The 18,477-nt window shown below is 72.5% G+C and carries 17 protein-coding genes; 8 read left to right on the top strand and 9 right to left on the bottom strand.

Annotation, left to right across the window (positions count from 1 at the left end):
- The first annotated feature begins 34 nt into the window (after window positions 1–34).
- Window positions 35–1,159, top strand: a complete 1,125-nt coding sequence (locus B5M43_RS00775) for an alkaline phosphatase family protein (protein ID WP_134746619.1) — start codon at window positions 35–37, stop codon at window positions 1,157–1,159.
- Between the two features lie 24 nt (window positions 1,160–1,183).
- On the opposite strand, the gene sepH is transcribed toward B5M43_RS00775, so the two are convergent.
- Window positions 1,184–2,239, bottom strand: coding sequence for a septation protein SepH (sepH, locus tag B5M43_RS00770; RefSeq protein WP_134746621.1), 1,056 nt, complete (start codon window positions 2,237–2,239; stop codon window positions 1,184–1,186).
- Between the two features lie 220 nt (window positions 2,240–2,459).
- Here sepH and B5M43_RS00765 point away from each other — a divergent pair, with 220 nt between their 5' ends.
- The gene (locus B5M43_RS00765) at window positions 2,460–2,756 is read left to right on the top strand and encodes a DUF4193 domain-containing protein (protein ID WP_055989234.1); all 297 of its coding nucleotides are present in this window, start codon (window positions 2,460–2,462) and stop codon (window positions 2,754–2,756) included.
- On the opposite strand, the gene B5M43_RS00760 is transcribed toward B5M43_RS00765, so the two are convergent.
- Window positions 2,731–3,234: a DUF3093 domain-containing protein gene (locus B5M43_RS00760; RefSeq protein WP_134746623.1), complete on the bottom strand. Its 504-nt coding sequence runs from the start codon at window positions 3,232–3,234 to the stop codon at window positions 2,731–2,733. The genes B5M43_RS00765 and B5M43_RS00760 overlap by 26 nt on opposite strands.
- Window positions 3,235–3,246: 12 nt before the next feature.
- Between B5M43_RS00760 and dut the strand changes: the two genes are divergently transcribed.
- From dut to B5M43_RS00730, 6 genes are all read left to right on the top strand, one after another.
- Window positions 3,247–3,699, top strand: a complete 453-nt coding sequence (gene dut, locus B5M43_RS00755) for a dUTP diphosphatase (RefSeq protein WP_200941069.1) — start codon at window positions 3,247–3,249, stop codon at window positions 3,697–3,699.
- Window positions 3,696–4,283, top strand: a complete 588-nt coding sequence (locus B5M43_RS00750; RefSeq protein ID WP_055989225.1) for a DUF3710 domain-containing protein — start codon at window positions 3,696–3,698, stop codon at window positions 4,281–4,283. Before dut ends, B5M43_RS00750 begins: the two co-directional genes overlap by 4 nt.
- A gap of 9 nt (window positions 4,284–4,292) precedes the next feature.
- Window positions 4,293–5,021, top strand: a complete 729-nt coding sequence (locus tag B5M43_RS00745) for a DUF3159 domain-containing protein (protein ID WP_134746625.1) — start codon at window positions 4,293–4,295, stop codon at window positions 5,019–5,021.
- 148 nt (window positions 5,022–5,169) lie between these two features.
- Window positions 5,170–8,028 (top strand): aconitate hydratase, encoded by a 2,859-nt coding sequence (locus tag B5M43_RS00740; RefSeq protein ID WP_134746627.1) that lies wholly within the window; start codon window positions 5,170–5,172, stop codon window positions 8,026–8,028.
- An 84-nt stretch (window positions 8,029–8,112) separates the two neighbouring features.
- Window positions 8,113–10,068 carry a 1-deoxy-D-xylulose-5-phosphate synthase gene (dxs, locus tag B5M43_RS00735; RefSeq protein WP_134746629.1) on the top strand — a complete coding sequence of 652 codons (1,956 nt, stop codon included), beginning with the start codon at window positions 8,113–8,115 and terminating at the stop codon, window positions 10,066–10,068.
- 106 nt (window positions 10,069–10,174) lie between these two features.
- Window positions 10,175–11,110 (top strand): sulfite exporter TauE/SafE family protein, encoded by a 936-nt coding sequence (locus tag B5M43_RS00730; RefSeq protein ID WP_055988410.1) that lies wholly within the window; start codon window positions 10,175–10,177, stop codon window positions 11,108–11,110.
- 78 nt (window positions 11,111–11,188) lie between these two features.
- On the opposite strand, the gene fdxA is transcribed toward B5M43_RS00730, so the two are convergent.
- From fdxA to B5M43_RS00695, 7 genes are read right to left on the bottom strand one after another with little or no spacing between them, the layout of a single operon-like run.
- Window positions 11,189–11,518 carry a ferredoxin gene (fdxA, locus tag B5M43_RS00725; protein WP_230667474.1) on the bottom strand — a complete coding sequence of 110 codons (330 nt, stop codon included), beginning with the start codon at window positions 11,516–11,518 and terminating at the stop codon, window positions 11,189–11,191.
- Window positions 11,515–12,867: an FAD-dependent oxidoreductase gene (locus tag B5M43_RS00720; protein WP_134745025.1), complete on the bottom strand. Its 1,353-nt coding sequence runs from the start codon at window positions 12,865–12,867 to the stop codon at window positions 11,515–11,517. The genes fdxA and B5M43_RS00720 overlap by 4 nt, the downstream gene beginning before the upstream one ends.
- On the bottom strand, window positions 12,864–13,658 hold the full coding sequence (cobA, locus tag B5M43_RS00715) for a uroporphyrinogen-III C-methyltransferase (protein WP_134745026.1): 795 nt from the start codon (window positions 13,656–13,658) through the stop codon (window positions 12,864–12,866). The genes B5M43_RS00720 and cobA overlap by 4 nt, the downstream gene beginning before the upstream one ends.
- A complete protein-coding gene (locus B5M43_RS00710) occupies window positions 13,651–14,967 on the bottom strand; it encodes a sulfate adenylyltransferase subunit 1 (RefSeq protein WP_134745027.1) in 1,317 nt (438 codons plus the stop codon). The genes cobA and B5M43_RS00710 overlap by 8 nt, the downstream gene beginning before the upstream one ends.
- Complete coding sequence (gene cysD, locus B5M43_RS00705; protein WP_134745029.1) at window positions 14,967–15,902, bottom strand: sulfate adenylyltransferase subunit CysD; 936 nt, start codon at window positions 15,900–15,902, stop codon at window positions 14,967–14,969. The genes B5M43_RS00710 and cysD overlap by 1 nt, the downstream gene beginning before the upstream one ends.
- The gene (locus tag B5M43_RS00700; RefSeq protein ID WP_134745031.1) at window positions 15,899–16,642 is read right to left on the bottom strand and encodes a phosphoadenylyl-sulfate reductase; all 744 of its coding nucleotides are present in this window, start codon (window positions 16,640–16,642) and stop codon (window positions 15,899–15,901) included. Before B5M43_RS00700 ends, cysD begins: the two co-directional genes overlap by 4 nt.
- Complete coding sequence (locus B5M43_RS00695) at window positions 16,639–18,366, bottom strand: nitrite/sulfite reductase (protein ID WP_134745033.1); 1,728 nt, start codon at window positions 18,364–18,366, stop codon at window positions 16,639–16,641. The genes B5M43_RS00700 and B5M43_RS00695 overlap by 4 nt, the downstream gene beginning before the upstream one ends.
- Between the last annotated feature and the right edge of the window lie 111 nt (window positions 18,367–18,477).

The following is an 18,477-nucleotide window of genomic DNA, read 5'->3' as shown; positions in this document are numbered from 1 at the left end:
GGCGGGCGACGCGCGCTGTGCGAGACTTGCCCGGATGCCCCCCATCGTACCGACGGGCCCCGCCACCGCCCGGAGCCTCACCGGAGTTGCGCCGGAGATCCTCCTGTCGCTCTCCGGCGCGTCCGGGATTCTCGCTCCGGCGCGCTCGGCCGTCCTCTTCGTGATCGACGGCCTCGGCGCGCTGCAGCTGCGGGCGCACGCCGGGCACGCACGGCGCCTGGCGGCGGCGGGCGGGAAGAAGGACGTCGCCCGGTCGGTGTTCCCCTCGACCACGGCGGCCGCGCTGTCCTCGATCCTGACCGGCGCGGATCCGGGCCGGCACGGGCTGGTGGGGTATCGCGTCCTGGACCCCGCGCAGGGCCGGGTGATCAATCAGCTCAGCGGCTATGAGCGCGACGGCCTGGACCCGATGACGTGGCAGCGCCGCCCCACGGTGTTCGAGCGCGCGGTCGCCGAGGGGCGGCGCGCGTTCACCGTGGGCCTCGCCGAATACGCCCGCAGCGGGCTGACGGCGGCGATCCTGCGCGGCGCGGAGTACGTCGCCTCGGACGAGGTCCGCGCCCGGGTGCGCCTCGCATACGAGCTCGCGGCCGCCGAGCCCGGCGCGCTCGTCTACTGCTACCTGCCGGAGATCGACAAGGCGGGGCACCGACACGGGGTGGACTCCGCGGAGTGGATCGCCGCGCTCGAGGAGGTCGACGCCGCCTTCGCGGCGCCGGTGCCGCCCGGCGTCGGCGCGATCGTCACGGCCGACCACGGCATGATCGACGTGCCGCGCCACCGCCATGTGCTGCTGCAGGACGGCGACCCGCGCCTCGACGGCGTGGCCCATGTCGGCGGCGAGCCGCGCCTCCTGCACGTGTACCTCGAGCCGGGAGCGGACGCGGCGGCGGCCGCCGCGGTCTGGTCCGCCGAGTCGGGCCGCAGCGCGGACGTGGCGACGCGCGACGAGGCGATCTCGGCCGGGCTGTTCGGCACGGTCGACGACGAGGTCCGTGCCCGGATCGGGGACCTGCTGGTCGCGGCCCGCGGCGCGTGGGCCTTCTACGACGACCGCCTCGAGGACAAGCGTCCGCAGGGCATGATCGGCCAGCACGGCTCGATCTCCCCGGAGGAGGTCACCGTCCCGCTCCTGCGCCTGGGCGCCTACGCGGCCTGAACGGCCGCGGGCGGGCTCGACCCTCTAATCCTCGCTGCGGGCGCCGAAGACGATCTCGTCCCACGAGGGCATCGAGGCGCGGCCGCGGCGGCGGGGCGTCTCCTCGGGCTCGGCCGGCTGCTCGGGCTCCTGCGGCTCCTCGGCGGCGGGGAGGGTCTCGAACAGCGCGACGGGGCTGCCGCCGCCGCGCTCGGGGCCGGGGCGCTCACCGCTCCGCTCGAGGCGCGGGCTCTCGGGGTGCGTGGGGTCGAAGGCGTCGAACGACGGGGCGGGCTCGCGCTGGCCGCGGCGGCGGCGCAGCGCCTCCAGCAGGTCGGCGGTGTCGGGGTTCGGCGCCGCGGAGGTCGTGCCGCGCTTCGTCGCGAGCTCGCGCACGGCGGGAGCCGACTCGGCGTCGGGCTCCGGGAGGCGGCGGGGGCCGAACGCCCCGGAGTCGAACCGCGCGTCCTCGCGCTCGGCGGGCTCGGCCGGCGCGACGGTGTCCAGCGCGCGCAGCCGGGGGATGAGCCCCTCGGGCATCGGCCCCTGGCGCGACAGCTGGGTGGCGTCGCTGTTCAGCGGCGAGAGCGCGCTGCGGCGCGGCTCGAAGGTCCAGCGCGCATCGTGGTCTACGTCGGACGCCGTGAACTCGAGCTTGACGATCCAGCCCGAGCTCTCCTTCCAGCTCGTCCACCGCTCGTTCACCGCGCCGAGCTCGGCGAGCTTCGCCCGGATCGCGACCCCGAAGGTGGGGTTCTCGTCGTGCTCGAGGTCCACGCCCATGAGCACGGGCACCGCGAGGGCCTGGTCCACGATGTGCTCGCGCTCGGCGATCACCGGGCCCTCGAAGCGGCGGATGTCCTCGACCCGCGCGCCCAGCAGCTGCGCGACGTCCTCGGCGGACATGCCGGAGCGGATGTGCGCCTGGATCTCGCGCGGGCTCGGCAGCGGGGGACGCGACTCGGCCGGCGACTGGTCGCGCTGCGCCTTGCGGATCTCGGAGCGCAGCACGTCGTCGATCGCGAGCGTGAAGCGCTGACCGGCCTCGGTGGCCAGGACGAGACGGCCGTCCTCGGTTCCGATGATGGTGAGCTGATCCATGCCCATGCTCCTCTGGCTTGCCTGGCGCCGCTGGCATTCACGACGTCGTCATGGTTTCACGGGCCCGCCGGAACAGCCGGGAATACCGTGGGCGTGCCGCGAGTTCCGTCGGGGAGTCCGCGCGCATTTGCCAAACCGGCGGAGGACGTGCAGACTATCGCCGCCCCGCCGCTCGGCGGGGCACGCACCGCAGCTGATGAAAGAAGCGTGACCCACTCACATGGCTACCGATTACGACGCCCCCCGCAAGACCGAGGACGACAGCAACGAGTCGATCGAGGCCCTGAAGGCGCGCGTGCCCGACAACCTGTCGGGGTCGGTGGATGTGGAGGACTCCGACAACCCGTCGAGCTTCGACCTGCCGGGCGCCGACCTGTCCAACGTGGAGCTCGACGTCGTCGTCCTCCCGCCGCAGGATGACGAGTTCACCTGCATGAACTGCTTCCTCGTGAAGCACCGCTCGCAGATCGACCACGAGGAGTCGGCCGGCCCTATCTGCCGCGACTGCGCAGCCTGAGCTGCTCGTGACGCACGGCCGCCGCGAGGCGGTCGGGCGTGCGCGACGACAGCGTCCACGACGTCACGGGATCGTCGGGATCCGAGTCCGGAAGGACCACGATCCCGGCGATCCCTCCGCGTATCAGGTGCCATCCGCGCGGGTCGAGCCCCGTGCCGCGCGCGGTGCGCGCGTCCTCATCCGTCAGCGTGACGGGATCGCCCAGCAGGGAGACGTCGATGTGGGCGCGTCCCGCGCGGAGCTCGCCGTCGCGCACCTCGATCACGGGCGAGAGCGCGATGAGCCCGGCGACGACGGCCACGCCGACCGCGAGGCCGATCGCGAGCGAGAGCGCCGCGTCGATCTGGACGAACACGAGGCTCGCCATCGGAGCGACGACGGCCGCGGATCCGAGGATCCACAGCGAGGGCGAGAGGCGCTCCCGATAGAGGGGAGCGGTCGAGGCGGGCTCCCTGACGGGCCGTTGTGTGTTCTGCATTACCCTCGTGGAGTGACCGAAACCGTGGACGTCCCCATCATCGCATCGGTGCCGCCGCTGTACGCCCACCCCGGAGACGCGGGCGCCGATCTGGTGGCGTCCGAGGCCGTCCGGCTGGAGCCGGGGGAGCGCGCCCTGGTCGGCACGGGCGTGCGCATCGCGCTGCCGGAGGGGTACGCGGCGTTCGTGGTCCCGCGCAGCGGCCTCGCGGCCAAGCACGGCATCACGATCGTCAACGCGCCCGGCACGATCGACGCGGGCTACCGCGGGGAGATCAAGGTCGCGCTGCTCAACACCGACCGGACCGAGGCCTACGACATCGAGATCGGCGATCGCATCGCCCAGCTCATCGTGATGCCGGTGCCGAGGGCCCGCTTCCTGCCGGTCGAGGAGCTGCCCGACAGCACGCGCGGCCACGGCGGCTTCGGCTCGACCGGCTACCAGTCCCAGGGAGGGAACCGATGAGCGACGAGCTCGAGATCAGCCGCAAGGCGGCGCCGGCGGACCGCGCGACCGCGGGCCCGCTGGACGAGAACGAGGCCAACCCGGTCCGCCCCTACATCGACCTGGGCGGCATCAAGGTGCTGCCGCGCGAGGGCCTCAACCTGCGCCTCGAGGTCGAGGAGCAGAGCAAGCGGATCGTCGCCGTGGGCCTCGACTACGCCGACTCCACGCTGCAGGTGCAGCCGTTCGCCGCGCCGCGCACGTCGGGCCTGTGGGACGAGACGCGTGCGCAGATCCGCGACCAGGTCCGCCAGCAGGGCGGCCGGGTCGAGGAGCGCGAGGGTCCCCTGGGCGCCGAGCTGCTGGCCGAGGTGCCGGTCGTGGCCGGCGAGGATCCGCAGATGCGCCTGGCGCGGTTCGTCGGCGTCGACGGCCCGCGCTGGTTCCTCCGCGGCGTGATCGGCGGGGCCGCGACCAGCGACCCGGCCGCCGCCGAGCAGGTCGAGGACCTGTTCCGCTCGATCGTGGTCGTCCGCGGCACGGCGCCCATGCCCCCGCGCGACCTGATCCCGCTCACGATGCCGTCGACTCCCGCGTCGGCCTGACGCGGCCGCATGACCACCCAGTCACCCGGTCCCGACGACGACCGGCCGGCCGACGAGCCGCGCGCGTCCGATCTCGTGGGCGCGGCGATCGGCGGCGCCGCGCGCCGTGCCGGGATCGACCCCGCCGCGGAGTCGACGACCGGGGGCGTCGTGTGGAAGGCGATGGGCGGCATCCGGGGCGTGCTCGAGTCCGTCCTGCCGAGCCTCGTCTTCGTCGTCGTCTACACGCTCGCGCCCGAGCCGCTCATCCTCTCCCTGGGGCTGTCGGTCGGAATGGCCGCGGTCTTCACTCTCGTCCGCCTCGCGCAGAAGTCGCCGCCGGCCGCGGCGCTGGGCGGTCTGATCGCGGCCGGCGCCGCGGCCGCGCTCGCGCTGTTCACCGGGCAGGGGCGCGACAACTTCGTGATCGGCCTCGTCACGAACGGGGTCTACGGCACCGCGTTCCTCGTCTCGGCGCTCGTCGGCTGGTCGCTGATCGGGCTCGCGGCGGGCTTCCTCATGAACGAGGGCACGTCGTGGCGCCGGGATGCGCGCAAGCGCCGCGTCTTCTTCTGGCTCGCGCTCGCCTGGGCCGCGCTGTTCTTCGCCCGACTGGGGGTGCAGCTGCCGCTGTACCTGGCGAACGAGACCACGCTCCTCGGGACGCTCAAGCTCCTGATGGGGCTGCCGCTGTTCGCGCCGCTCGTCGCGGTGACGTGGCTCGCCGTGCGGGCTCTCTATCCCGCGACGCGCGCGTGATAGATTTATCTTGATGTCAAGATAAATCTGCGCTCCTCGCGGGTCCGCCCGCGGCCCCGTCCGGGTTAGGCCCGCCTTGCTGGCCTGGTGCCCCGGATGCGGGCAGGATAAGGAGCGCAAGCGCGGTCGACCCAGGAGGAGACAGCCCGTGTCAACGGTGAACAGCTTCGGTGCCCAGAGCACCCTGACGGTCGGCAGCACCGACTACGAGATCTTCCGCATCGACGCGGTCGAGGGGTACGAGAAGCTGCCCTTCAGCCTCAAGGTGCTGCTCGAGAACCTGCTCCGCACCGAGGACGGCGCGAACATCACCAAGGAGCAGATCAGCGCGCTCGGCTCGTGGGACCCCTCTGCCGAGCCGAACACCGAGATCCAGTTCACGCCGGCCCGCGTGGTCATGCAGGACTTCACCGGCGTGCCCTGCATCGTCGACCTCGCGACCATGCGCGAGGCCGTCACCGCGCTCGGTGGCGACCCCGACCGGATCAACCCGCTCTCGCCGGCCGAGATGGTCATCGACCACTCGGTCATCGCCGACCTCTTCGGCACCGAGAATGCGCTCGAGCGCAACGTCGAGATCGAGTACGAGCGCAACGGCGAGCGCTACCAGTTCCTGCGCTGGGGCCAGACCGCGTTCCAGGACTTCAAGGTCGTGCCCCCGGGCACCGGCATCGTCCACCAGGTGAACATCGAGCACCTGGCCAAGGTCGTCTACGACCGCCAGGTGAACGGCGTGCTCCGCGCCTACCCCGACACGTGCGTCGGCACCGACTCGCACACGACCATGGTCAACGGCCTCGGCGTGCTCGGCTGGGGCGTCGGCGGCATCGAGGCCGAGGCCGCCATGCTCGGCCAGCCCGTGTCGATGCTCATCCCGCGGGTCGTCGGCTTCAAGCTCACCGGCGAGATCCCCGCCGGCGTGACCGCGACCGACGTCGTGCTCACGATCACCGACATGCTCCGCCAGCACGGCGTGGTCGGCAAGTTCGTCGAGTTCTACGGCGAGGGCGTCGCCTCGGTGCCGCTCGCGAACCGCGCCACGATCGGCAACATGAGCCCCGAGTTCGGCTCGACGGCCGCGATGTTCCCGATCGACGACGTCACGCTCGACTACCTGCGCCTGACCGGCCGCGACGAGCAGACCGTCGCGCTCGTCGAGGCGTACGCCAAGGAGCAGCACCTCTGGCACGACCCGGCCCGCGAGCTCGTCTTCAGTGAGTACATGGAGCTCGACCTGGCGACCGTGGTGCCGTCGATCGCCGGCCCGAAGCGCCCGCAGGACCGCATCCTGCTGTCGGAGTCGAAGCAGCAGTTCCAGAAGGACATCCTGAACTACGCCAACCACGCCGAGGAGGCGGTCGAGGTCGAGGGCACGTTCCCCGCCTCCGACCCCGGTGTCGCGCCCGGCGTGGAGCACGAGCACATCCAGCCGGACGGCGCGTCGTACCAGCACGAGCACGAGGAGTCGGTGGTCGTCGCGAGCGGCGAGCCGCACGCCGCGTCGAACCCCGTGCGCGTCACGACGCCCGAGGGCGACTCGTACCTGCTCGACAACGGCGCCGTGACGCTCGCGGCGATCACGTCGTGCACCAACACGTCGAACCCCTCGGTCATGATCGCGGCCGGCCTGCTGGCGCGCAACGCGCTCAGCAAGGGCCTCAAGCGCAAGCCCTGGGTCAAGACCACGCTCGGCCCCGGCTCCAAGGTCGTCACCGACTACTACGAGAAGTCGGGCCTCGACAAGGACCTCGAGGGCCTCGGCTTCTACACCGTCGGCTACGGCTGCACGATCTGCATCGGCAACTCGGGCCCCCTCATCGAGGAGGTCTCCGAGGCCATCAACGAGCACGACCTGGCCGTGACCGCGGTGCTCTCGGGCAACCGCAACTTCGAGGGCCGCATCAGCCCCGACGTGAAGATGAACTACCTCGCGTCGCCCCCGCTGGTCGTCGCCTACTCGCTGGCCGGCTCGATGAACTTCGACTTCGAGACCGACGCGCTCGGCAAGGACGCGGACGGCAACGACGTGTTCCTGAAGGATATCTGGCCCTCGCCCGACGAGGTCCAGCAGATCATCGACTCGTCGATCTCGCGCGAGCAGTTCATCAAGCAGTACGCCACCGTGTTCGACGGGGACGAGCGCTGGAAGAACCTGCCGACGCCGACCGGCCCGGTGTTCGAGTGGGACGAGAACTCGACCTACGTCCGCAAGGCGCCGTACTTCGACGGCATGACCATGGAGCTCACGCCGGTCGAGGACATCACCGGCGCGCGCGTCCTGGCCACGCTCGGCGACTCGGTCACGACCGACCACATCAGCCCCGCGGGCAACATCAAGGCGGGCACGCCGGCCGCGCAGTACCTGACCGAGCACGGCGTCGCGCAGCGCGACTTCAACTCGTACGGCTCGCGTCGCGGCAACCACGAGGTGATGATCCGCGGCACGTTCGCGAACATCCGCCTGAAGAACGCGCTCGTCAAGGCGGTCAACGACGGTCAGCAGATCGAGGGCGGCTACACGCGCGACTTCACGCAGCCCGAGGGCCCGCAGTCGTTCATCTACGACGCGTCGCAGAACTACCAGGCCCAGGGCACGCCGCTGGTCATCTTCGGCGGCAAGGAGTACGGCTCCGGCTCGTCGCGCGACTGGGCGGCCAAGGGCACGCGCCTGCTGGGCGTCAAGGCGGTCATCACCGAGAGCTTCGAGCGCATCCACCGCTCGAACCTCATCGGCATGGGCGTCGTGCCGCTCCAGTTCCCGGCCGGTGAGAGCTGGGAGTCGCTGGGTCTCGACGGCACCGAGATCGTGTCGATCCAGGGCCTCGAGCAGCTCAATGAGGGCGTCACCCCCAAGACGGTGCACGTCGTCGCCGAGCCGAGCGAGCACTCGCCCGAGGGCAAGCAGACGATCGAGTTCGACGCGATCGTCCGCATCGACACCCCCGGTGAGGCGGACTACTACCGCAACGGCGGCATCCTGCAGTACGTGCTGCGCAGCCTCGTCTGACGCACCGCATCGAACGGCCCCCGGGAGCTCCCGGGGGCCGTTCGGCGTTCCCGGGAATCCCAGGGACCGGCGTAGGCTCGGAGCATGAGTCTTCTCGACCGGATCCGCGGCCCGCGCGACCTGGACGGCCTCACCGAGGCGGAGCTGACGGACCTCGCCGCCGAGATCCGGGAGTTCCTCGTCGAGAACGTGGCGCGGACGGGCGGCCACCTGGGGCCGAATCTCGGCGTGGTGGAGCTGACGATCGCGCTGCACCGCGTGTTCGACTCGCCGGACGACCCGATCATCTTCGACACGGGACACCAGTCGTACGTGCACAAGCTCCTCACGGGCCGACAGGACTTTTCGGCCCTGCGAGCGCGCGGCGGGCTCGCCGGCTACCCGCAGCGCTCCGAGAGCGACCACGACGTGGTCGAGTCGTCGCACGCGTCCAGCTCGCTGAGCTGGGCCGACGGCATCTCCCGCGCGTTCCAGCGCACCGGCCGCAACGACCGCCACGTGGTCGCGGTGGTGGGCGACGGCGCCCTCACGGGCGGCATGACGTGGGAGGCGCTCAACAACATCAGTGACGACAACGACCGCAACCTGGTGATCGTCGTGAACGACAACGGCCGCTCCTACGCGCCCACGATCGGCGGCATGGCGCGCCACCTCAACCGGGTGCGGACCGCCGAGACGTACCGCGACCTGTCGCTGCGCTCGTCGCGCATCGCCGGCCGCTTCGGCGCGGTCGGGCGCGCGCTGTACCGCGGCGTCCGCGGAGGGACGCACGGCTTCCTGTCGCGCTTCACAAACAACACGTCGCTGTACTCGAACCTGGACGTGAAGTACCTCGGTCCGGTGGACGGGCACGACCTGGGCGCCCTGATCGAGACGCTCGAGCTGGCGAAGTCGTACGGCGCTCCGGTGATCGTGCACGCCATCACGGAGAAGGGCCGCGGCTACCAGCCGGCGCTCGACGACGAGGCCGACCAGTTCCACGCCGTGGGGCGCATCGACCCGGTCACGGGCGGGCCGCTCGGCTCCTCGATCGCGGGATGGACCGACGCGTTCGCCGAGGAGCTGGTCGCGATCGGCGAGCAGCGTCCCGACGTCATCGCCATGACGGCCGCCATGCTCCGGCCGACGGGCCTCGCGCCGTTCGCCGAGCGGTTCCCCGACCGCGTGTACGACGTCGGCATCGCCGAGCAGCACGCGGTCGCGTCCGCCGCGGGTCTCGCCTACGGCGGGCTGCACCCGGTCGTCGCCCTGTACTCGACCTTCGTGAACCGCGCATTCGACCAGGTGCTGATGGATGTCGCCCTGCATCGCGCGGGCGTGACGTTCGTGCTCGACCGCGCGGGCGTGACGGGCCCGGACGGCCCGAGCCACCACGGCATGTGGGACCTCGCCCTGCTGCACATCGTGCCCCGCATCCGGATCGCGGCTCCGCGCGACGAGGCCCGCCTGCGCGAGGAGCTCCGCGAGGCCGTCGACGTGCGCGACGCGCCCACGGTCATCCGGTTCCCGAAGGGGGCGGTGGCCGAGGACATCCCCGCGCTCGAGCGTCTGGCGGACGGCGTGGACGTGCTGGCCCGGGGCGACTCCTCGGACGTGCTGATCGTGGGCATCGGCCCGTTCGCGCGCCTGGGCCTGGACGTCGCGGAGCGGCTGCGCGCGCAGGGCATCGGGGCGACGGTCGTCGACCCGCGCTGGGTCGTCCCCGTGCCCGGATCGATCGTCGACCTGGCCGCGCGCCACCGGCTCGTCATCACGCTCGAGGACGGCATCCGCGTGGGCGGCATCGGCACCCGTGTCCGCCAGGTGCTGCGTGAGGCCGGCGTCGACACCGCGGTGGACGAGCTGGGCCTCCCGGACGAGTTCCTTGACCACGCGACGCGCGAGCAGATCCTGGAGGACGCGGGCCTCACGCCCGCCAAGATCGCGCAGGACGTCGTCGCCCAGGTGCTCGGCACGCGCGTGCCGATGGCCCGCCGCGACGAGGGCCGCGGCCTGCCCGCGATCACGGGCGAGTTCGACCTGCACGCGCCCGGCCGCTAGGCACATCGGCCCGCGCGACGGCGCGAGTGTTACGCCGTGTTGGGAAGTGTTACCCCGGGTTTAGCGAGAGCGGCGGGGTCGCGCGCGAATCCATAGTGTCGGGCGCATGCAGACCATACTCGTCCTCGCATTCGTCGGACTCGCCGCCCAGCTCGTCGACGGGTCGCTCGGGATGGCCTACGGCGTGACGTCAACGAGCCTGCTGCTCGCGGCGGGGGTCGCCCCCGCGGCGGCCAGCGCCTCCGTGCACCTCGCCGAGATCGGCACGACGCTCGCCTCGGGCCTGTCGCACTGGCGCTTCGGCAACGTCGACTGGCGCGTGGTCCTCAAGATCGGCATCCCCGGCGCGATCGGCGCGTTCGCCGGCGCGACGTTCCTGTCGGCGCTGTCGGCCGACGTCGCGGCTCCCTACGCGAGCGCGCTGCTTCTCGGCCTGGGCCTGTACATCCTCGTCCGCTTCACGGTGCGCGGCCTGCCCCAGCGCCGGACGGACCGCCGCCTGCCCCTGGCGTTCCTCGCCCCGCTCGGCCTGTTCGGAGGCTTCCTCGACGCGTCGGGCGGCGGCGGGTGGGGGCCCGTCGGGACGCCGGCGCTGCTGTCGAGCGGGCGCCTGGAGCCCCGCAAGGTGATCGGCACGATCGACGCCAGCGAGTTCCTCGTGGCGGTGGCCGCGTCGGTCGGCTTCCTCATCGGCCTGGGCGGCGCCGGCATCGACTTCACGTGGTTCCTCGCGCTGCTGCTCGGCGGCGTCGCGGCTGCGCCGATCGCGGCCTGGCTCGTGCGGCATCTCCCTGCCCGCATCCTCGGCTCCGCCGTGGGCGGCGTGATCGTCCTCACCAACCTGCGCACGATCCTCACCTCGCTTGAGGCGGACGGCGCGACGTTCGCGCTGTGGATCGCCGTCGCGGGCGTCCTGTGGGCCGCCGCGGTCGCGTGGTCGGTGCGCGCGCACCTGGCCGCCCGCGCCGCGGCACGCGCCGAGGCGGGGGCCGTCGCGGAGGAGATCGACGACCTCGACGACCGGGTGCTGGTCGCGGACTGACCATCCGCGCCGACCACGCACGGAAGGGCGGGACCGGATGATCCGGTCCCGCCCTTCCGTCGGTCTGTGGCGGCTGGTTCAGGCGTGTGCGTCGCCCTGCGGGGGCAGGGCCGCGATGATGGGGTGGTCCTTGGGGATTACGCCGACCTTGGCGGCGCCGCCGGGCGAGCCGATCTCGTCGAAGAACTCGACGTTCGCCTTGTAGTAGTCCTGCCACTCGTCGGGCAGGTCGTCCTCGTAGTAGATCGCCTCGACCGGGCACACCGGCTCGCACGCACCGCAGTCCACGCACTCGTCCGGGTGGATGTAGAGGCTGCGCTCACCCTCGTAGATGCAGTCGACCGGGCACTCGTCGATGCACGCGCGGTCCTTGACGTCCACGCACGGGAGTGCGATGACGTACGTCACGAGACGGCGAGCGCGCCGGCGCGCGCGATCTCGACCTGCTCCTCGCGCGGGACCAGCTTGACGCGCTGACGGGCGTGCCGGTGCGTCTCGCCGAGGTGCCGCTCGTGCGCGTCCAGTGCGCGCCAGCCGTCCCACGTGGTGAACTCCACCTCGCGCTCCTCGAGCAGCGCCACCAGGTCGCCCTCGGCGGGAGCCGGCAGGAGTCCGGCGCGCGCGTCGTCGACGAGGTGGCCGACGGTCTCCATGGCATCCGACTTGGTGTGGCCGATCAGGCCGACGGGGCCGCGCTTGATCCAGCCCGTCGCGTACAGTCCCGGGCTCTCGAGCACGCGGCCGGCCTCGTTCGGGATCACGCCGCGGGCCTCGTCGAACGGCGCGCCCTCCACGCGGGTGCCGTAGTAGCCGACCGCGCGGTACACCGCCTGCAGCGGGTAGTCGACGAACTCGCCCGTGCCGACCACGGCGCCGTCCACGCTGCGCGTGCGCTCGAAGCGCACACCCTCGACCCGCTCGTCGCCGAGCACCTCGACCGGCGCGTGCCAGAAGTGCAGGTGCAGTCGGCGCGACGCCCCCGTGGGCTCCTTGCCGCGCCAGGACTGCAGGGTGCGCAGCATGACCTTCAGCTGGTTCGTCGGCGCGGCGGCGGGGTCGACGCCCTCGAAGTCCGCATCGTCCAGCACGATGTCGACGTCGGGGACCTCGCCGAGCTCGCGCAGCTCGATCGGCGTGAACTTGATGTCGGCGGGGCCGCGGCGTCCGAACACGTGCACGTCGGTCACGGCCGACGCCTCGAGGCCCTCGAGGACGTTGTCGGGGATCTCGGTCGTGACGAGGTCGCGCGCGTGCTTGGCGAGCATGCGCGCGACGTCGAGCGCGACGTTGCCGTTGCCGATCACGGCGACCTGCTGGGCGTCCAGCGGCCACGTGCGCGGCACATCCGGGTGCCCGTCGAACCAGGCGACGAAGTCGGCCGCGCCGTGCGAGCCGCGCTTGTCGATGCCGGGGATGTCGAGCGCCGCGTCGCGGATCGCGCCGGTCGCCAGGATGACGGCGTGGTAGCGCGCCTTGAGATCGTCGATCGTCACGTCGCGGCCCACCTCGACGTTGCCGAGGAAGCGGATCCGTCCGGAGTCGAGCATCTCGTGCAGCGAGTCGACGATGCCCTTGATGCGGGGGTGGTCGGGCGCGACGCCGTAGCGGATCAGTCCGTACGGCGCGGGCAGCGACTCGATGAGGTCGATCGTCACGCTGCCGCCGGCCGCCTCGACGGCGTCGGCGAGCAGGTTGCCGGCGTAGATGCCGGCCGGGCCCGCGCCGACGATCGCGACGCGCAGGTTCTCGAGGCTCATGTCAGGACCTTTCGATCGGGGAGGAGGTGCCGCACGTCGGCGGACAGGTCCTCGGGGGAGTAGGGGCTGAGGGTCACGACGTCGCCGACCACGACCACGGCGGGGTTGCGCACCTGGCGCAGGGCGGCCTGGGAGGCGATGGTCGCGAGGGTGCCGAACGTGACGCGCTGGCCGGGGCCGTAGCCGTCCTCGACGATCGCGACCGGGCAGTCGGCGCCGCGCTCACCGGATGCGAGCACGTGCGCCGAGTGCGCGAGCGTGCCGACGCCCATCAGCAGGACGACCGTGTGGTCGCGGCCGCCGCCGACGACCTGCGTGAGCTGGTCGTGGCCGGTGACCACGGTGAACGCGGTGGCGAGGCCGCGGTGCGTCAGCGGGATGCTCGCGATGGCCGGCACGGCCACCGCGCTCGTCACGCCGGGCACCACCTCGACCACGAGACCCGCGGCGCGGCAGTGCAGCAGCTCCTCGCCGCCGCGGCCGAACACGAACGGATCGCCGCCCTTCAGGCGCACGACGTCGCGCCCGTCGCGGGCGAGATCGACCAGGACCTGCGAGATCCTCTCCTGCGGCACGGGATGCAGGCCCGGGGTCTTGCCGACGTCGATCACCTCGGCGTCGATCCGGATGCCCTGCTCGCGCAGCTGATCGAGAACGGCGCGCGCGCCGAGGCGGTCGGCGACGATCACGTCCGCGGACTGCAGCGCCGCGAGGCCCCGCAGCGTGAGGAGGCCCGCGTCTCCCGGACCGGCGCCGACCAGGGTGACGCGACCCTCGCGCGCCTCATCCATCGACGGTGCCGGCCGCGATCGTGTGGCCGTCGGCCGGCCGGATCACGAGGAAGGAGCCCGACTCGCGCGACACGCGGTACGGCTCGACGGGGAGCGCCTCGGCGAGGCGGATGCGCGCCCGCCCGATCTCGTTGACGTGGAGCCGGTCCGCGGGGACGTGGGCGAGCGTGTCGAGGTCGCGGCGCTCGGTGATCTCGGCGACGATCCCGGGCACGGTGCTCGTGCCGTGCTTGACGAGCACCCGATCGCCCGTGGCGAGCGGCCGCTCGTCGAGCAGGAACAGCTGCGCCGAGATCTCCTTGGACGGCTCGGGCGCGGTGCCCTCCGCCACGATCGTGCTGCCGCGGGCGACGTCGACGTCGTCGGCGAGGCGGATGGCGACCGACTGCGGCGCGGCGGCCTCGGCGAGCGGGACACCGCTGAGCTCGACGGCGGCGACGGTGGTCGCGATCCCCGAGGGGAGCACCTGGACGCGGTCGCCCACCCGGATCCGGCCCGACGCGATGCGACCGGCGGCCGCACGGTAATCGCGCAGCCGGTCGACGGCTCCGGGATCCGCGGCGACGAGCTCGGGCGACAGGGCGCCCTGCGGGCGCAGCACGATCTGGACGGGGAGGCGCAGCGGCTCCTGGTCGCGGTCGAGCTCGTCCGCGGAGGGCAGCGTCTCGAGCAGCTCCACGAGCGCGGGCCCGTCGTACCAGGGCGTGCGGCCCGAGCGATCCACGACGTTGTCGCCCTCGAGCGCCGAGACCGGCAGGACGTGGACGTCGGACAGGCCGAGCTCTCCCGCGACGGCGCGCACCTGCGCCTCGACCGGGCGGTACGCGGCCTCGGCGTAGTCGAGCAGGTCGATCTTGTTGACCGCCACGATCACGTGCGGCACGCGCAGCAGCGCGGTTACCGCGAGGTGCCGGCGCGTCTGCTCGAGCACGCCCTTGCGTCCGTCGATCAGCACGACGACCGCGTCCGCGGTCGTGGCGCCCGTGACCATGTTGCGCGTGTACTGCACATGGCCGGGGCAGTCCGCGAGCACGAAGCTGCGCTGCGCGGTGGCGAAGTAGCGGTACGCCACGTCGATCGTGATGCCCTGCTCGCGCTCGGCCCTCAGGCCGTCGGTGAGCAGCGCGAAGTCGATGCCGTCGGCGTGCGCGAAGCCGCGCCGACGCGAGACGTGCGCGATCTGGTCCAGCTGGTCCGACAGGATCGCCTTGGAGTCGTGCAGCAGGCGCCCGACCAGGGTCGACTTGCCGTCGTCGACGGAGCCGGCGGTCGCGAAGCGGAACAGCGTCGCGGGGGCGAGAGTGGTCATCAGAAATACCCGTCCTTCTTGCGGTCCTCCATGGCGGCCTCGCTGATGCGGTCGTCCGCGCGCGTCGCGCCGCGCTCCGTGAGCGTGGACAGCGCCACCTCGGCGACGATGTCGGCGACGCCGGCGGCCGTGGATTCCACCGCGCCCGTGCAGCTCATGTCGCCGACCGTGCGGTAGCGCACGAGACGGGTCTCCACCTGCTCGCCCGCGCGGGGCGGCGACGCGGGGCCCTCGGCCATCCACATGCCGTCGCGGCGGAACACGCGGCGCTCGTGCGCGAAGTACAGCGGAGGCAGCGCGATGCCCTCGCGCTCGATGTACCGCCAGATGTCGAGCTCCGTCCAGTTCGACACCGGGAACACGCGGACGTGCTCGCCGGGGGCGTGCCGGCCGTTGTAGAGGCTCCAGAGCTCGGGGCGCTGGTTGCGCGGGTCCCACTGGCCGAACTCGTTGCGCAGCGAGATGATGCGCTCCTTGGCGCGTGCCTTGTCCTCGTCGCGGCGTGCGCCGCCGAAGACCGCGTCGTGGCGGCCGGCGGCGATCGCGTCGAGCAGCGGCAGGGTCTGCAGCGTGTTGCGCGTGCCGTCGGGGCGCTCGGCGAGCCGGCCGTCGTCGATCCAGTCCTGCACGCGCGCGACCTCGAGCGTGAGGCCCAGCCGTGCCACGGTCTCGTCGCGGAAGCGGATCACCTCGGGGAAGTTGTGCCCGGTGTCGACGTGGAGGACGGGGAACGGCACGCGCCCGGGCAGGAAGGCCTTGGCGGCGAGGTGCAGCACGACGACCGAGTCCTTGCCCCCGGAGAACAGCAGCACCGGGTTCTCGAACTCCGCGACCACCTCGCGGATGATGTGGATCGCCTCGGACTCGAGGAGGTCGAGCGAGCTGAGGCGCGTGCGCTCGAGCGTCGCGGCGGGGGTGAGGGGCTGGAGCGTCATACGTGGAGTCCGCATTCTGTCTTGTCGAGGCCCGACCAGCGGCCGGCGCGGGGGTCCTCGCCCGGCGCGACCGGGCGCGTGCAGGGGCGGCACCCGATCGACGGGTAGCCGTGGGCGAGCAGCAGGTTCATGGGCACGTCGTGCGCGGTCGCGTACGCGGACAGGTCATCCGCGGTCCAGGCCGCGACCGGGTTCACCTTGACCAGGCCGTTCTTCGCGTCCCACGTCACGAGCGGCGTGCGGGCGCGGGTCGGCGCCTCTTCGCGGCGCACGCCCGTGAACCAGATCTCGTAGCCGGCGAGGGCCGCGTTCAGCGGGGCGACCTTGCGCAGGGCGCAGCAGGCCGCAGCATCGCGCGCGAACAGATCCCTGCCGTGCGCCGCGTCCTGCTCGGCGACGGTCTGCTCGGGGAGCACGTCGACGACGCGCACGGGCAGCCGCCGCGCGACCTCGTCGCGCGTGGCGAGCGTCTCCACGAAGTGGTAGCCGGTGTCGAGGAACAGCACGTCCACGTCCGGGATGCGCTCGGCGACGAGGTGCGGCAGGGCGGCGTCCGCCATCGAGCAGGCGACCGCGACGGTCTCGGGCGCGAACGTGCGGGCGACCCAGTCGACGACCTGCTCGGGCGTCGCCTCGGCCGCCGTGAGACTGCCGAGCTCGGCCGCTCCGGCGGCGGCGATCGCCTCGAGCTCGGCGGCCGTGCGCCGGCGCGCGATGCGCGGGGCGAGGGTGACGCTCATCGCAGGGCCTCCTCGTCGGCGCGGTGCGCCCACTGCGCGAACGACTCGCCCACCTCGCGGTCCTGCGCGTAGCGCTTGGCGACGCGCTCGACGTAGTCCGCGATGCCGTCCGCGGCGACCTTGAGGCCTCGCACCGTGCGCCCGAGGCCCGGCTCCTCGCGATCGTACGAGGCGAGGCCGCCGCCCAGGTGCACCTGGTAGCCGGGCACCTGCTTGCCCTCGTCGTCGGTGATCAGCTGGCCCTTGAGGCCGATGTCGGCGGTCTGGATGCGGGCGCAGGAGTTGGGGCAGCCGTTCACGTGCACGCTCAGCGGGGCGTCGAGCTCGACGCCGGCGAGGCGCTCCTCGAGGTCCAGGACGGCGCGCCGAGCGTTCGCCTTGGTCTCGACGATCGCGAGCTTGCAGAACTCGATCCCGGTGCACGCGATCGTGCCGCGACGGATGAGGCTCGGGCGCGCGCTCAGGCCGATCGCGTCGAGCCCGCGGACGAGCGACTCGACGCGGTCCTCGGGCACGTCGAGCACGACGATCTTCTGATGCGGCGTGGTGCGCAGCCGGGTCGACCCGTGCTCCTCGACGAGGTCCGCCAGCCGCGCGAGCTCCGGTCCCGACACGCGGCCGACGATCGGGGTGGCGCCCACGTAGAAGAGGCCGTCCTTCTGCCGGTGGATGCCGACGTGGTCGCCGGGCGCGGTGGGGCGCGGCGCGGCGGGACCGTCGGCGAGGGCGTATCCGAGGTACTCGGTCTCGAGCACCTCGCGGAACCGCGCGGCGCCCCAGTCCGCCAGCAGGAACTTCAGTCGCGCCTTGTTGCGCAGCCGGCGGTACCCGTAGTCGCGGAAGATGCGGGCGACGCCGTGCCAGACGTCGGCGACCTGCTCGGGCGCGACCCAGGCGCCCAGCCGCTCCGCGAGCCGCGGCACCGCGGAGAGCCCGCCGCCGACCCAGACGTCGTAGCCGACGCCGAGCTCCGGGTGCCGCACCGCGACGAACGCGACGTCGTTGATCTCGTGCACGATGTCCTGGCTGGGGTGCCCCGTGACGGCGCTCTTGAACTTGCGCGGCAGATTCGCCAGCTCGGGATCGCCGATGTAGCGGCTCGTGATCTCGTCGATCTGCGGCGTGGGGTCGATCAGCTCGTCCGCGGCGATCCCCGCCACGGGGGAGCCGAGCACGACGCGGGGAACGTCGCCGCACGCCTCCGTCGTGTGCAGCCCGACGGCCTCGAGCCGCCGCCAGATCTCCGGCACGTCCTCGACCCGCACCCAGTGCAGCTGCACGTTCTGACGGTCGGTGAGGTCCGCGGTGCCGCGCGCGAAGTCGTTCGAGATGCCGGCGATCACCCGCAGCTGCTCCGTGGTCAGCTGACCGCCGTCGATCCGCACCCGGAGCATGAAGTACTCGTCCTCGAGCTCGTGCGGCTCGAGCGTGGCGGTGCGGCCTCCGTCGATCCCGGGCTTGCGCTGGGTGTACAGCCCCCACCACCGGAAGCGGCCGTGCAGATCGGTCGGATCGATCGACGCGAACCCGTCGCGCGCGTAGACGCGCTCGATGCGCTCGCGGACGTTGAGACCGCCGTCCGCCTGTTTGAACTCCTCGTTGGCGTTCAGCGGGGCGGTGCCGTCGATCCGCCACTGCCCGTTCGGCTTGCTGGACGGTCGCGGCGCCCGGATCCGCGCGCCACGCACGGGGACGGGCGACGCCTCGGTGTCGCTCGATGTCATCGGACGCTCCTCCTGGTCGGGTTCGCGCCACAGCCTAGGAAGAACGTGTCCGCGCGCGAGCGCAGGAGACGCGCTGTTACGGACCGAGTCGCGATGTTACGACGCGCCGCG

The sequence above is a fragment of the Microbacterium sp. MEC084 genome, assembly GCF_004514465.2.
Lineage (GTDB): Bacteria > Actinomycetota > Actinomycetes > Actinomycetales > Microbacteriaceae > Microbacterium.
This window is presented reverse-complemented; position numbering and strand designations above follow the sequence as displayed.

Excerpts from the sequence above, each read along its gene's own strand:
- B5M43_RS00775 (WP_134746619.1), top strand. The coding sequence starts at position 35 with ATGCCCCCCATCGTACCGACGGGCCCCGCCACCGCCCGGAGCCTCACC.
- sepH (WP_134746621.1), bottom strand. The coding sequence starts at position 2,239 with ATGGATCAGCTCACCATCATCGGAACCGAGGACGGCCGTCTCGTCCTG.
- B5M43_RS00765 (WP_055989234.1), top strand. The coding sequence starts at position 2,460 with ATGGCTACCGATTACGACGCCCCCCGCAAGACCGAGGACGACAGCAAC.
- B5M43_RS00760 (WP_134746623.1), bottom strand. The coding sequence starts at position 3,234 with ATGCAGAACACACAACGGCCCGTCAGGGAGCCCGCCTCGACCGCTCCC.
- B5M43_RS00750 (WP_055989225.1), top strand. The coding sequence starts at position 3,696 with ATGAGCGACGAGCTCGAGATCAGCCGCAAGGCGGCGCCGGCGGACCGC.
- B5M43_RS00745 (WP_134746625.1), top strand. The coding sequence starts at position 4,293 with ATGACCACCCAGTCACCCGGTCCCGACGACGACCGGCCGGCCGACGAG.
- dxs (WP_134746629.1), top strand. The coding sequence starts at position 8,113 with ATGAGTCTTCTCGACCGGATCCGCGGCCCGCGCGACCTGGACGGCCTC.
- B5M43_RS00730 (WP_055988410.1), top strand. The coding sequence starts at position 10,175 with ATGCAGACCATACTCGTCCTCGCATTCGTCGGACTCGCCGCCCAGCTC.
- B5M43_RS00720 (WP_134745025.1), bottom strand. The coding sequence starts at position 12,867 with ATGAGCCTCGAGAACCTGCGCGTCGCGATCGTCGGCGCGGGCCCGGCC.
- cobA (WP_134745026.1), bottom strand. The coding sequence starts at position 13,658 with ATGGATGAGGCGCGCGAGGGTCGCGTCACCCTGGTCGGCGCCGGTCCG.
- B5M43_RS00710 (WP_134745027.1), bottom strand. The coding sequence starts at position 14,967 with ATGACCACTCTCGCCCCCGCGACGCTGTTCCGCTTCGCGACCGCCGGC.
- cysD (WP_134745029.1), bottom strand. The coding sequence starts at position 15,902 with ATGACGCTCCAGCCCCTCACCCCCGCCGCGACGCTCGAGCGCACGCGC.
- B5M43_RS00700 (WP_134745031.1), bottom strand. The coding sequence starts at position 16,642 with ATGAGCGTCACCCTCGCCCCGCGCATCGCGCGCCGGCGCACGGCCGCC.
- B5M43_RS00695 (WP_134745033.1), bottom strand. The coding sequence starts at position 18,366 with ATGACATCGAGCGACACCGAGGCGTCGCCCGTCCCCGTGCGTGGCGCG.